General features: G+C 70.6%; 12 protein-coding genes and 1 pseudogene. 7 read left to right on the forward strand and 6 right to left on the reverse strand.

The window, feature by feature from the left end; all coding sequences use genetic code 11:
- A pseudogene (locus IEZ27_RS14695) lies at positions 1 to 390 on the forward strand (hypothetical protein); the annotation flags it as partial.
- On the opposite strand, the gene IEZ27_RS14700 reads toward IEZ27_RS14695, so the two are convergent.
- A complete protein-coding gene (locus IEZ27_RS14700) occupies positions 379 to 1,026 on the reverse strand; it encodes an NUDIX hydrolase (protein ID WP_268246060.1) in 648 nt (215 codons plus the stop codon). The pseudogene IEZ27_RS14695 and the gene IEZ27_RS14700 sit on opposite strands and share 12 nt — an antisense overlap.
- Before the next feature lie 113 nt (positions 1,027 to 1,139).
- The gene (locus tag IEZ27_RS14705) at positions 1,140 to 2,372 is read right to left on the reverse strand and encodes a hypothetical protein (protein WP_189647688.1); all 1,233 of its coding nucleotides are present in this window, start codon (positions 2,370 to 2,372) and stop codon (positions 1,140 to 1,142) included.
- A gap of 298 nt (positions 2,373 to 2,670) precedes the next feature.
- Between IEZ27_RS14705 and IEZ27_RS14710 the strand changes: the two genes are divergently transcribed.
- Together IEZ27_RS14710 and IEZ27_RS14715 are read left to right on the forward strand one after the other, a co-directional pair.
- The gene (locus tag IEZ27_RS14710) at positions 2,671 to 3,198 is read left to right on the forward strand and encodes a hypothetical protein (protein ID WP_189647689.1); all 528 of its coding nucleotides are present in this window, start codon (positions 2,671 to 2,673) and stop codon (positions 3,196 to 3,198) included.
- Between the two features lie 409 nt (positions 3,199 to 3,607).
- Positions 3,608 to 4,204, forward strand: coding sequence for a class I SAM-dependent methyltransferase (locus IEZ27_RS14715; RefSeq protein ID WP_189647690.1), 597 nt, complete (start codon positions 3,608 to 3,610; stop codon positions 4,202 to 4,204).
- A gap of 94 nt (positions 4,205 to 4,298) precedes the next feature.
- Here IEZ27_RS14715 and IEZ27_RS14720 read toward each other — a convergent pair whose 3' ends face one another.
- The 3 genes from IEZ27_RS14720 to IEZ27_RS14730 all read right to left on the reverse strand — a co-directional run bounded on the left by IEZ27_RS14720 (position 4,299) and on the right by IEZ27_RS14730 (position 7,244).
- Entirely contained in the window at positions 4,299 to 5,705 is a 1,407-nt protein-coding gene (locus IEZ27_RS14720) for a glutamate decarboxylase (protein WP_125634382.1), read from the reverse strand.
- Positions 5,706 to 5,817: 112 nt separating this feature from the next.
- Positions 5,818 to 6,684 (reverse strand): TIGR03620 family F420-dependent LLM class oxidoreductase, encoded by an 867-nt coding sequence (locus IEZ27_RS14725; protein ID WP_189647691.1) that lies wholly within the window; start codon positions 6,682 to 6,684, stop codon positions 5,818 to 5,820.
- Positions 6,681 to 7,244 (reverse strand): Rossmann-fold NAD(P)-binding domain-containing protein, encoded by a 564-nt coding sequence (locus IEZ27_RS14730; protein WP_189647692.1) that lies wholly within the window; start codon positions 7,242 to 7,244, stop codon positions 6,681 to 6,683. The genes IEZ27_RS14725 and IEZ27_RS14730 overlap by 4 nt, the downstream gene beginning before the upstream one ends.
- Positions 7,245 to 7,359: 115 nt before the next feature.
- On the opposite strand from IEZ27_RS14730, the gene IEZ27_RS14735 reads away from it, so the two are divergent.
- A complete protein-coding gene (locus tag IEZ27_RS14735; RefSeq protein ID WP_229823985.1) occupies positions 7,360 to 7,947 on the forward strand; it encodes a TetR/AcrR family transcriptional regulator in 588 nt (195 codons plus the stop codon).
- A gap of 66 nt (positions 7,948 to 8,013) precedes the next feature.
- On the opposite strand, the gene IEZ27_RS54950 is transcribed toward IEZ27_RS14735, so the two are convergent.
- The gene (locus IEZ27_RS54950; RefSeq protein WP_189647693.1) at positions 8,014 to 9,498 is read right to left on the reverse strand and encodes an FAD-dependent monooxygenase; all 1,485 of its coding nucleotides are present in this window, start codon (positions 9,496 to 9,498) and stop codon (positions 8,014 to 8,016) included.
- Between the two features lie 307 nt (positions 9,499 to 9,805).
- On the opposite strand from IEZ27_RS54950, the gene IEZ27_RS14745 reads away from it, so the two are divergent.
- Genes IEZ27_RS14745 through IEZ27_RS14755 form a run of 3 tightly spaced genes read left to right on the forward strand, consistent with a single transcriptional unit; the run spans position 9,806 to position 12,103 of the window.
- Positions 9,806 to 10,279, forward strand: coding sequence for an anthrone oxygenase family protein (locus IEZ27_RS14745; RefSeq protein WP_189647694.1), 474 nt, complete (start codon positions 9,806 to 9,808; stop codon positions 10,277 to 10,279).
- A gap of 10 nt (positions 10,280 to 10,289) precedes the next feature.
- Complete coding sequence (locus IEZ27_RS14750; protein ID WP_189647695.1) at positions 10,290 to 10,637, forward strand: hypothetical protein; 348 nt, start codon at positions 10,290 to 10,292, stop codon at positions 10,635 to 10,637.
- On the forward strand, positions 10,634 to 12,103 hold the full coding sequence (locus tag IEZ27_RS14755) for a multicopper oxidase family protein (RefSeq protein WP_189647696.1): 1,470 nt from the start codon (positions 10,634 to 10,636) through the stop codon (positions 12,101 to 12,103). Before IEZ27_RS14750 ends, IEZ27_RS14755 begins: the two co-directional genes overlap by 4 nt.
- Positions 12,104 to 12,112 lie beyond the last annotated feature (9 nt).

The raw sequence follows: 12,112 nt of genomic DNA on the forward strand, positions 1-12,112 counted from the left end.
CTGGCGCTGCATTACGTCGACGATCTCGACGCCGTCCTGGCGGCCTGCCGGCACTGTCTATCACCAGGCGGACGACTGCTGATCACGGTCGTTCACCCTGTCATCACCTCCCACGAAGCTCACCAGAGCACAGAACAAGCACGCACCGACTGGGTCGTCGACGACTACTTCCACCCCGGAACCCGCCAGCGCGACTGGCTGGGCAACACCGTCACCTGGCATCACCGGACCATCGAGGACTACGTCACCGCCCTGGCACGCGCGCAGTTCGCCATCACCGCGCTGCGCGAATGCCCTCCTCGCCCCGATCGCTTCAATGGCGACATGGCCGCACTCGCACGTCGCCAGCGCGTTCCACTGTTCCTCCTCCTGGCAGGCTCACGAGCCTGAGCGACGGCGTTCCATGAAGGCACCAAACGGTTGCGACGTTGTTCTGGCGCGCCTACCTGACTGATCTCCACAGCTACTAGCTAGGGGCCTGGGAAGACCCTCAGCGACCTGCGGTGACCCGCTCCAAGACCGGCCCCAGTCCGTGGGTTCGCTCGGGAGGCGCCCGCTTCCGTTGAGGACGTCACCGAGCAGCTTGGGCAGGCCGGGTGGGAAGAAGGTCTGCGTGGCCTGGGCGGCGATCAGCTCCCCGAGTGGCCACCACCGGTGTTCGATGATCGAATCGTGTTCCGCGGGCTCCATATGCCTTCGGCTGATGCTCTGGTCGTTGTGGATCCGGGCGAGGAAGAACCGTTCCTGCGCATGGACGGGCCGGCCCGACCAGTACGCGTCCACATCACGAATCCACAGACACGGGCCCCAGTCGACGTCGGTCAGGCCGGTCTCCTCGAACAGCTCCCTGCGGGCGGCTTGGGAGAAGGTCTCGCCGGGCTCAAGGCCGCCGCCGGGCAGGATCCAGAAAAACGCCGGCGCGGGATGACCGGGGACGACGATGACGCCGTCGTTCTGGACCCGAATCATGAGCAGCCGGTCATCGGGATCCAGCAAGACGGTTCGAGCTCCTTGCCGTGTCCGCACCCGGGACGCTCCTTTCTCGTTCGGTCCGTGGATGTCGCAACAGGGCGGCGTCCGCCGTGGCGAACGCTCTCCGACGGCAGCGGCCGGGGAACGCCGACTATGCCCTCAACGTCCTAGTCGCCGTGGAGCCCGTCGGGGTCGCAGTAGTCGATCTGGTTCGTCGGCTTGAAGTTGGCCACGATGAGCTCGCGTTTGAACGCCCCGCCGCTCTCCATCTCCTCGGCGGAGGCCTCGTAGGTGAACTGCTGCATGGGGCGCAGCCGCTTGCCGCCGATGACCACCGGCCTGCGCACCTCGTAGATGGCGGGGAACGGACAGCAGTAGTAGCTGCCGAGCGACTTGCCCGCGGCGTTGACGGCGTACACGATGAGGCCGTCACGGAAGGCGGCGTCGATCTGCGCCTGGATGCGAAGAGTGGCGGCCGGGTCGGGGTCGTACTCCCACATCTCCTTGATGGCCTGCCGGGCCTTGGGGTCGGCCTTCCAGAAATCCCGCCGTTGCGGGTCGGTCAGGCACCAGGCGTCGAAGTCGCGGGCGTTCACGTTGAGGGATTCGTACGTCGTGGCGGACCTGGCGGCGGTGCCCTGGTAGGTGGCGATGTGCGTGGGCATCGCGATGAGCTGGCCCACGTGATAGTAGAGCTCCAACGATCGCTGGAGCCGCTGCTCGATCGCCTCGTGCAGGCTCGGCTGGGGATTGCCCTTGAGCAGCCCCTCGGCGTAGTCGGCGGCGGTGGCGGCCTCGGCCACGAGCTGGCGCAGACGTTGCAGGTCGGGCTGGTGGTCGTGGGTGTCCGCGATGCTCTGCTCGAACACGCCGAACGCCACCTCGGCGTGCTGGCGGATCGCGCGGGCGGCGGCCAGCATGCCGTGCAGATGAGGGAGCGGGCAAGGGTCCGCCTCGGCCCATTCGGGCAGGTCGGCGGGCAGTTGGAGCTCTGTCTCGACCAGGTAGCGGGTGTTGCCGGCCGCCTGCCGGGCCCGCGACACCCAGCCTTCCACCTGGTCGAAGCAGGCGGCCACCTGCTGGCTGGTGACCGGCGGCACGTAGCCCGCGGTGCGCGGGTCGGCGGTGTAGTCGGCGTCGAGCAGTTGTTCGCCGATGGTCTGCAGCACGAACGCGTTCCAGGTGCACAGCAGCTGTCCGGAGGCCGCCTGCGGGCCGTGCCAGAGGTTGACGCCTTCCTGGGCGAGGCGTAACCGGAGCTCTTCGGCATGCTCAAGCTCGGTGTAGACCAGGCCCCCCGCCCGCCGGTACGCCTCCAGCTCGTCCGCGCGTACCTCACCCTTGTACGCCGCGATCATCCGCGTCATCAACGTCGGCCGCGCCGGATCGTTTGCCATCATTTACGTCCCCGTCCTCTTCCCCGTGTCGGATGATGATCCGTACCCTAGACCGCCGCCCCCTCGGTGAGCCATATGCGGTGATTCTCCGTCGGGCTGAGCGACCTGCCTCCCGCCTTCGTGGTTCAACAGAAGGGGCGATGGCCGCACCTGAGGCCAGGCCGGGCAGGCGTGCGTCGGCACTGTGAGTAATCGTTCTGTCACTGTGAGGCGTCTTCGGGGGTTGGGTGGAGTGGCGGACAGTATGGGTGACCCGCCCTCGCCAGACAGGAGCGCACCCATGTCATGTCGGCTGCGAGCAGTGTTGGGCTCGCTCATCATGCTGGCCGCGGTGCCGGCCGCCGCACCCGCCGCCTCCGCCGCCCGCGCGGACTTCACCGTGTTCTGCGCCTGGAGCGATTCGGCACGGACGAACCCGGTCGAAGCGTACCGGTTCGTTCCGGCTCCGGCTCAGCCTCCGCGTCCGAGCGCCCGTACCCACTTCGCCGGCTACAACAACTGCACCGGCTCGGTGTCGTCGGGCACCGCGACGACCGGCCCCGTCACCGTGGACGCCTCCTGCGCCGAGCCGTTCCCGTTGGAGAGCATCGAGACCGTCACCTACACCTGGAACGACGGCCGGAGCAGCGTCGTCGACTACGTCCGTGTGATCACCACGCGCGAGGTCAGCGGGAACCTGGTCCGGTTCCGCCAGAAGAGCGTCGGCCTGGTCACCTCCGGCGCCGGACAGGGCAGGGAGGTCTTCCGCAACACCTTGTTCGACCCGGTCATCGACTGCGGCGCCGCCACCACCACCATGTTCGGCCGTACCGACCACTTCACCATCTGACCAGTCGACAGCATGCCGTCCCGAATGGACCGGCACCGCCGACATGGCCGAGGCGGCCTGTGGCGTGCGAGCTGCGCGAAGGCGCGGCCTCCAGAGAGATCAGCAACGACCGTGCCACCGCGTCCTCCTCCCGGTCGGCATCGACGCCGCCCCGCATCGGCTCCAGATCCGCCGGTCGGCCGATCTCCTCGGTGCCGCGCAGGCTCCGGATCGTACGTCGTCCTTCGTGGCGGGTGGGTGTCCGAGCCATCCGGCTCCCCGTCGGGTGCAAGCGTGACCCGGGACCGGTGGGTCCTCCAGGAGGAGGACGGAGCCGACCGGTCGGCCGCGGGGCCCGGCTCATGGGCGGAGGCAGGGGATCGACATCAGGCAGGAGTCGGCCGGACCGCCGCGTCACTAGCGTCGAGACATGCGATCTGATCTTGGCGTCTTCCTGAAGGCGGCCGCCAGCAGGCCCTTGGTGATCGGCGCGTTCGCGCCCACGTCGGAACTGCTGGCCGCGCAACTGGTCGAGGTGGTGCCGAAGCGCGGCGCGCCGACCGTGCTGGAACTGGGGCCGGGGACGGGGGTGATCAGCGGGCTGATCAGATCGCGGCTGCCGGCCCGGGCGCGGTTCGTGGCGGTGGAGACCGACCGTGCGATGGTCGACCATCTGGCGGTGACCCGCCCGTGGCTGGAGGTGCTGCACATGGACGCCGCCGACCTGGGGTCGCGCATCGGTGAGGGCGAGGTGGACGCCGTGGTGAGCGCCCTGCCGTGGACGCTCATCCCCGAACCGGCCCAGGTACGCATCCTCGCGGCGGTCTCGCGTGTCCTGGCGCCCGGCGGCAGCTTCACCACGATCGCCTACCTGACCGGCACTCGTCTCGGGCCCGGCAGGCGGTTCCGCGGACGGCTGGGCGCCGCCTTCGACGAGGTGCTGACCACCAGAACCGTCTGGCGCAACCTGCCGCCCGCCCGCACGTACGTCTGCCGGCGCCCGATCGTGGACCCGGAGCGGAAATGACACCGCGCAGCCGCAGGTGCTCCCAGGGAGGTGCGGCTGCGCGGGCGCTCCGGAGATCTTCTACGGAACGATCACAGCGGGGCGGTGGGGTCGTTCATCGAGGCCGTCTCGCCGTCGGCACGCCGGGCTCCTCGGGGGCCACGCGGGGGCGCGGAACCGGATTGGTACGCAGGTACTCGACCTCGGTGCGTACGCTCTCCAGCAGTTTGGCGGCGATGTCCTGGCTGAAGCCGTTGCGGATGACGAAGCGGATGACGGCGATGTGCTCCAGGTTGGGCGGCAGGTAGTACGTCGGGGCCTGCCAGCCGTGCATCTTCAGCCGGTCGGCCAGGTCGAACACGGTGAAACCGTCGTAACCGGGGGCGGTCCGTACGGCGAGCACCGGTAGTTCGGAGCCGTCGGCGATGATCGAGAGCTCGGGGAGCTTCGCGATCTCCTCCCCGAGGTAGGTCGCCACGTTCCGGCAGGTCTGCTGGACGGCCCGGTAGCCGTCGAAGCCGAGCCGCAGGAAGTTGTAGTACTGGGCGACGACCGGGGCACCGGAACGGGAGAAGTTGAGCGTGAAGGTGTCCATGTTGCCGCCGAGCAGGTCGCAGGAGAGCACCAGGTCCTGCGGCAGGGCGTCCGGCTCCTGCCAGACGATCCAGCCGACACCGGGGTAGACCAGGCCGAACTTGTGTCCCGAGGTGTTGATCGACTGCACGCGGGGGAGCCGGAAGTCCCACACCCTGTCGGGCTCCAGGAACGGGGTGATGAAGCCGCCCACGGCGGCGTCCACGTGCAGAGGTATCTTCAGGCCGCGTTCGGCCTCCAGCCGGTCGAGTTCGGCCGACATCTGCTCGATCGGGTCGTACTTGCCGCACTGCGTGGAGCCGAGCACGCCGATGACCCCGATGGTGTTCTCGTCACAGAACTCGGCGAGCCGGTCGGCGGACAGGGTGTAGGCCGGTTCCTCGATCGGTATCCAGCGCGGCTCCACGTCCCAGTACTGGCAGAACTTCGGCCAGCAGGTGTGGACGGCGGTGCCCATCACGAGGTTGGGCCTGTCGATGGACAGCCCCGCCGCTCTGCGCCGTTCACGCCACTGGAACTTCATCGCCAGCGCGCCGAGCATGGCCGCCTCGCTGGAGCCGCCCGTGGAACAGCCGACGCTGACGCCGTTGGGGTCGCCCCACAGATGGTCGAGCATGTTGACGCAGCGCGCCTCGATGTCGGCCGTCCGGGGGTACTGGTCGTGGTCGACGAGGTTGCGGTCGAGGGTCTCGGTGATGAGCTCGCGGGCCTGCGGCTCCATCCAGGTCGTGCAGAAGGTGGCCAGGTTGAGCCGGGCGTTGCCGTCGAGCAGGAGTTCGTCGCGGATGAGCGCCTGGGCGGCGCTGGGATTCATCGGACTGGTCGGCATCTTGAAACGGGGTACGCCGCCTTCCGGCACCAGCCCGTTGTACAGGGGATTGACGTCGAGCGCTTCCTGCCACCGGTCGGATTCGACTCGTCTGAGCATGAGTTTCCCCCCTCGATGAACTTGGGTCATGTCGAACACTGACGGTAGGCAAGTTTTTACTATGAGTCAACGATCGCCGTACCAAGAGCCGGTGAGCTGCCGCGACGCCCGCTCACAGCAACCGCGTGGCGAGCTCGTGCCATTGACGTAGGGGTGGCTGGTCCGGGGTGGTCGTCAGGACGTGCAGGCTGACGTGGTCGGCGCCGGCTTCGAGATGCTCCGCGACCCGGTGGGCGACGTCCTCGGGGTCGCCGGTGGCGACCAGGGCGTCGACCAGTCGCCCGTCGAGGGATTCGGCATCGTCGAAGCCCAGGCCGCGGAGCAGGGCGAGCCGGTTGGGCAGGGCGGCGGCCGCGTGGGCGCGGGCCAGCTCGGACGCGCGGGCCCGGGACGGGTCCACGACGACGAGCTGGGTGACCGCCAGCAGCGCCCGCGGCCCAAGCAGGACTCTGGCCCGGCGCGTGTGCTCGACCGGCATGCCCAGCGGGTGGGCGCCCTGCGCGCGTACGGCGGCGAGCTGGAGCATCTTCGGGCCCAGCGCGGCCAGCACCCTCGGCGGTGCGGGGACCGGCGGGCCGAACGGCGCGGAGTCCATCGCGTCCAGGTAGGCGCGCATGGTCGCCACGGGCGGGCCGAAGCGGTGGCCGCGTACCTCGGTGACCAGGCTGGGATGGCTGACGCCGAGGCCGAGCAGGAACCGTCCGGGGAAGGCCTCGGCGAGGGTGCGCTGCGCGGCCGCGGTGGTGATCGCGTCGCGGGCGTAGATGGCGGCGGTGCCGGTGGCGACGACCGTCCGCCGGGTGATCGACAGCAGCAGGGCGGCCTGGGCCATCGCCTCGCGGCCGGTCGTCTCGGGAAACCACAGGGCCGGAAAGCCGAGGTCCTCGACGGCGGCGGCTGCCTGGCGCAGGGCGGAGGCGGAAAGGCGGTCCATGTCGCCCGCCCAGATGCCGACGCGTCCGAGGTCGGGCGTGTTCATCGGGCCTGCCCGGCGGTGTCCCGCGCGGCCGGGAAATCGGCGATCCGGGCCGCTCCGGTGCGCTCCAGCCAGGTACGCAGATCCATGAGGCCCGGGTGCGTGGCGCGGGTGAAGGCGACGTCGGCACGGTAGCCGCGTTCGTTGAGCCAGGTGCGGGCGACGGCGAACTCCTGGCCTGCCTGCGCGATCACCTCGATCGGGATCTGGACGTACGGCAGCGGGCGGCCGATCGCCTCGGAGATGAGCGCGGCGATACGGCGTGGGGTCGGTTCGTCCCCGGCCAGGCCGACCGCGCGGCCGATCCACTCGCCCGGGTGGGCGAAGGCCGCCACGGCGCCGTCGTGCAGGTGGTAGGAGCCGGTGTGGTTCTCCATGAAGGGGACCGGGCGCAGGAAGGTCGCGGGCAGGCCGAGCCGGGTGATGTGCTGTTCGATCCGCCACTTGCTGACGGTGTTCCGCGGCGGTTTCTCGGTGTCGTGGCGGCCCGCGCCGGCGAGCAGCCGCGTCGTCACGGCCCGGCCCTGCGGGCCGGTGGCCCCGGTCACCACGATGGTCCTCACGATGTGTCTCCAGAAGGCAGGCGTGCGAGGGCCGTCCCACTTAACTGGGGTGGCCCTCCGGTTATCGCTGTGTACGATATGGAGGGCCACCCCGTTTTTGCAAGCCGGAGATCTCATGCCGCCAGACAGCCGTACGACCTCGACCGAGCGGCCGATGCGCGCGGACGCGCGCCGCAACTACGACCGCATCCTGGCCACGGCCGCCGAGGCCGTCGCCGAGCACGGGGCCGAGGCGTCCCTGGAGGAGATCGCCCGGCGCGCCGGTGTGGGCTCGGCGACGCTGCACCGGCACTTTCCTTCCCGGCAGCGACTGCTGGAGGCGGTCTTCCGGGGCAAGGTCGAGGCCCTGTGCGACACCGCCGTAGACCTGGCCGCCGGGCCCGACCCCGGACGCGCGCTGGCGTCCTGGCTCGGAGCCGTCGCCCGGCACGCCGTGTCCAACCGCGGGCTGGCCACCGCGATGATGCGGGGAGCCCATGACGGCGATCCCGCCCTGGGGGCCACCTGTCACAGCATGATCACCGATGCCGGAGCGGGCCTGCTGGCCCGTGCCCGTGAGGCGAACGCCGCGAGAGCCGACGTCTCCATCACGGATCTACTCAAACTGGTCAACGCCATCTGCCTGGCCGTTGAGCAGGAACCCGACGCCGGGGCTCAGGCCGAGCGGCTGCTCGGCCTGGCGTTGACCGGGGTGCATCCGTAGGCGAACCGGCCGCGAGCCTGGTCCAGGGGCGTGTTTCGCCGAGGATCGCAGGGCCGGGAGCGCGGGTCAGGACGGGCGGGCGGGGGGACCCGCCCAGCGGGTCAGGGCCTCGGTGAGGCCGGGGGTGCCGGTGGCGGAGCCGGCCCAGCAGATGTAGCCGTCGGGGCGGATCAGTACGGCGTCCGCGCCGAGGTCGGCCTTCACGTGCGCGCGGCCGATCCTGGCCGACCACGGCCCGGCGGCCTCGGTGAACGCGGCCTCGTCGGCGGTGGTCAGCAGCAGGCCGCGGCCGTCGCGCAGCAGCCGGGCCACGCGGTCCGGTCCGGACGGCGTCTCCAGGTCGAGGTCGGGGACGTGGCGTCCGAGCAGGTGGTGCCGGGGGCCGGGGAGGTCGTGGCGGATGTCGAGTCCTGAGATCATGCCGGCGACGATCCGGTTGGCCTGCGGCACCCGTACGAGTTGCTCGACGATGTCGCGCAGGGCCAGGTTCTCCTCGTCGTGGACGAGCAGGACGGCCTGGGCACGGGTGTTGGCGAGCACGCGGGCGGCGACCGGATGCCGTTCGGAGTGGTAGGTGTCGAGCAGCCCGTCGGACGCCCACCCACCGATCTCGCCGGCGAGCTTCCAGCCCAGGTTGAAAGCGTCCTGGAGGCCGAGGTTGAGTCCCTGGCCGCCCGAGGGGGAGTGGATGTGCGCGGCGTCCCCGGCGAGCAGGATCCGCCCGTGGCGGTACCGTTCGACCTGACGTGAGGCGTCGCTGAACCGGGAGGCCCAGCGGATGCCCGTGAGCCGTACCCCCGGGCCGAACTCGTGGTGCAGGGCCCGCTGCACCTCCTCCTCGGTGATCGGGGTGTCGCGGGGGAGCTTCTGCTGCTCGGGCCCGTAGAACAGGAACCGGTGGACGCCGTCGCCGATGGGAGCGATGTAGCCCTTGCCGTGCTTGTCGGGCGTCATGACGGGCAGGGTCCAGGTCTCCGGCACGGCGTCGTCCGGGTCGGAGATCGTGATGTCGGCGACCACCGAGAGCAGCTTCCCGTCCAGGCCGGGGAAGCCGATGCCCAGCAGTTCGCGGACGGTGCTGCGGCCGCCGTCGCAGCCCACCAGGAAGCGGGCCGTGAGCCGCGACTCGCTCTGGGGGCCGCGCAGAGTCGCCTCGACCTTGTCGGCGTCCTGCGACAGCGCGGTCACCTCGCGTCCGCGCAGGACCCGCACGCCCAGCTCGCCGAGCCGCTCTTCGAGCAGCGCCTCGACGCGCCCCTGAGGGATGCCGATCGAGTACGGGTACCGGGTGTCCCAGGCGGTGTAATCCAGTCGAAGCCCGGCGAAGTGCCCGCCGGCCACCCGCTGGATCGCCCGGTCCATGAGGGGCTCCAGGAGCCCCCGTAATTCGAGTGCCTCCGCGGAGCGGGGCTGGATGCCGAGCGCCTTGGACTGCCCGCTGCGCTGCGCCAGGCGTTCGACGACCACGGCGTTCACTCCGGCGAGGCCCAGTTCTGCGGCGAGCATGAGCCCGGTCGGGCCGGCTCCGACGACGATCACATCGACGTTCATCACGGACGCTCCGATCGACAGGATCGGCGATGAGGTCGCCGATCGCTGCGCCGACGGTAACCGCGGGGGTGCCGGTTTCCGCAACGATAGTCACCCCGGTGGCCTCGTCGCGGAAGCGTGCCGCGGTCGCCGTACGACACAGAGCGTACGGGCGAGTACGCCGTCACCGTCGGGTGCGCCGGATCGGCCGGGGCGGGACTACTTCCGCGGTCGTAGTCCGGCCGGAATTGTGATCCCGCTGGGGTAGCGGCAGATGAGTCCGCACGTGGGACGCGCCGCGGCCCCGCCCGGACGACGATTACTGCTCATGAGAACCGCTGTCAGGTACACCCAGGGCGCGGCGTTGGTGGCCACCGGACTGCTCGCGGGCGCGTTCGGGTACGGCGCGGCCAACGTGATCCCCACGTTCGACGCCGTTCCGCTCGATGTGCGCCTGACCTTCCACACCACGATGATGAAGGTCAACGAGCCGGTCATGCAGAGCGCGATGGCCCTGGCCATCCTCACCACGTTCGGCCTGGCCGTCGCCGGTCGCGGCCGGCCGCGCCTGCTGGCGCTGGGCGCGGGTGGGGCGGCGCTGGCCTCGCTGCTGATCACCGTGTTCGGCAACGTCCCGCTGCACGCGCAGTTCCGGAAGTGGGCCGCCGGCCCGGTCCCGTCCGGCTACGCCGAGACCTTCCAGCGGTGGGAGCTGTTCCACACCCTGCGCACCCTGACCGCGCTGGCCGCGTTCGTGCTGATCGTCACCGCCGCGCTCGTCGCCCGGCCCTCCACCCGCTAAGGAAGCCATCATGTTCTTGCGTATCGCGCTCGCCGCCCAGACCGTCGCCCTCCTGATCCAGGCGGTGACCGCCGGGCTGCTGCTGTCCTCGGCGGGCGGCCGGGCCGTGCACAGCGCCACGGCCCTGGCCGTCGCGGCCACCGTGCTGCTGTACCTGGTCGCCGCCGTGATGACCCGGGAGCGGGCCGCCATCATGGCCGCCGCGGGCATGCTGGTGATGACACTGGTCCAGATGGCGCTCGGCATGGCACACGTGAAGATCCTGCACGTGCCGCTCGGCGTGCTCATGTTCGGCGGCAGCATGGTGCAGATGACGCGGGTCTGGTCCGCCGCCCGCGCCCGGACGGCGTCGGCATGACCGCGACCCGGATGACGAGACGGCAGGCGCTGCGCCTGTTCGGCCTGGGCGCGGCGCTGACCGTCTCGGGCTGCTCACTGGTGGGCCGTACGCCGCTGCCGCAGCTCCTGACGAGCGGCGCGCCGCTGCCCAAGCCGTACACCGTGCCGCTTCCACTGCCCGCGGTGGCCAAGCCCGTACGGACCGACGCGGGCACCGACTACTACGAACTCGTCCAGCGACCTGCCGAGGCCGAGATCCTGCCGGGCCTGCGTACCCCGATCTGGGGGTACGACGGGCAGTTCCCCGGGCCCACCATCCGGGCGCGCAGCGGCCGAAGGACCGTCGTGCGCGTCACCAACCGCCTGGCCGCGCCGACGGTCACCCATCTGCACGGCGGGCACACCCCGCCGGAGTCCGACGGCTATCCCACCGACCTGGTCCAGCCGGGCACGCAGCGCGACTACGTCTTCCCGCTGCAACAGCGCGCGGCCACGCTCTGGTACCACGACCATCGCATGGACTACACCGGGCCGCAGGTCTGGCGCGGCCTGGCCGGGTTCTTCCTCGTCGTCGACGACGAGCAGGACAGGTTGCCGCTCCCGTCGGGCGAACGTGACGTGCCGCTGCTGATCTGCGACCGTTCCTTCCACACCGACGGCACCATGCCCTACCCGGTCAGGGACGACGGCCCCGGCGCCCGCATGGCGTTCATGGGCGGCGTGCTGGGCGACGTCATCCTGGTCAACGGCGCGCCCTGGCCGCAGCTCGGGGTGGACCGCGCCCGCTACCGGCTGCGGCTGCTCAACGCCTCCAACGCCCGCGTCTACGAGCTGGCCCTGTCGCCCGGCGGCACCCTGACCCAGGTCGCCAGTGACGGCGGGCTGCTCGCGGCGCCCCGCCCCTTGCAGCAGGTACGCCTGGCCCCGGGTGAGCGCGCCGACGTGATCGTCGACTTCGCCGCCTACCGGGTCGGCGACCACGTCGAGCTGCGCAACCTTCTGGAGGAGGGCCCGCAGGCCCAGGTGATGCGCTTCACCGTCGAGCGCGACGCCCGCGACGACTCGGCGATCCCGCCGACGCTCTCGCGCGTCGAACGTCTCGACCCGGCGCAGGCGACGGTGACCCGCGACTTCGAGTTCAACAGCGGCGACCTGCACGGCGAGACCGGCTGGCTGATCAACGGCAAGCCCTTCGACGCCCGCCGCGTCGACGCCCGGCCCAAGCTCGGCCAGGTGGAGATCTGGCGGGTGACGAGCGACGTCGCCCACCCCGTCCACCTGCATCTGGCGCCCTTCCAGGTGCTCTCGATCGGCGGCGAACGCCCGAGCGGGCCGGCGGAGTGGAAGGACACCGTCGAGCTGCGGGAAGCGCAGACCGTGGAGATCATCACCCGCTTCACCGGCTACCGCGGGCGTTACGTCATGCACTGCCACAATCTCGAACATGAGGACATGGCCATGATGAGCACGTTCGAGGTGGTCTGACCGCTCGCC

The organism is Nonomuraea spiralis (assembly GCF_014648435.1).
GTDB classification, from domain to species: Bacteria; Actinomycetota; Actinomycetes; order Streptosporangiales; family Streptosporangiaceae; genus Nonomuraea; species Nonomuraea spiralis.

Bases quoted from the DNA above. Each gene is read 5' to 3' on its own strand.
- IEZ27_RS54950 (WP_189647693.1), bottom strand. From the start codon at position 9,498: ATGAACGTCGATGTGATCGTCGTCGGAGCCGGCCCGACCGGGCTCATG.
- IEZ27_RS14705 (WP_189647688.1), bottom strand. From the start codon at position 2,372: ATGATGGCAAACGATCCGGCGCGGCCGACGTTGATGACGCGGATGATC.
- IEZ27_RS14750 (WP_189647695.1), top strand. From the start codon at position 10,290: ATGTTCTTGCGTATCGCGCTCGCCGCCCAGACCGTCGCCCTCCTGATC.
- IEZ27_RS14720 (WP_125634382.1), bottom strand. From the start codon at position 5,705: ATGCTCAGACGAGTCGAATCCGACCGGTGGCAGGAAGCGCTCGACGTC.
- IEZ27_RS14735 (WP_229823985.1), top strand. From the start codon at position 7,360: ATGCCGCCAGACAGCCGTACGACCTCGACCGAGCGGCCGATGCGCGCG.
- IEZ27_RS14725 (WP_189647691.1), bottom strand. From the start codon at position 6,684: ATGAACACGCCCGACCTCGGACGCGTCGGCATCTGGGCGGGCGACATG.
- IEZ27_RS14745 (WP_189647694.1), top strand. From the start codon at position 9,806: ATGAGAACCGCTGTCAGGTACACCCAGGGCGCGGCGTTGGTGGCCACC.
- IEZ27_RS14715 (WP_189647690.1), top strand. From the start codon at position 3,608: ATGCGATCTGATCTTGGCGTCTTCCTGAAGGCGGCCGCCAGCAGGCCC.
- IEZ27_RS14755 (WP_189647696.1), top strand. From the start codon at position 10,634: ATGACCGCGACCCGGATGACGAGACGGCAGGCGCTGCGCCTGTTCGGC.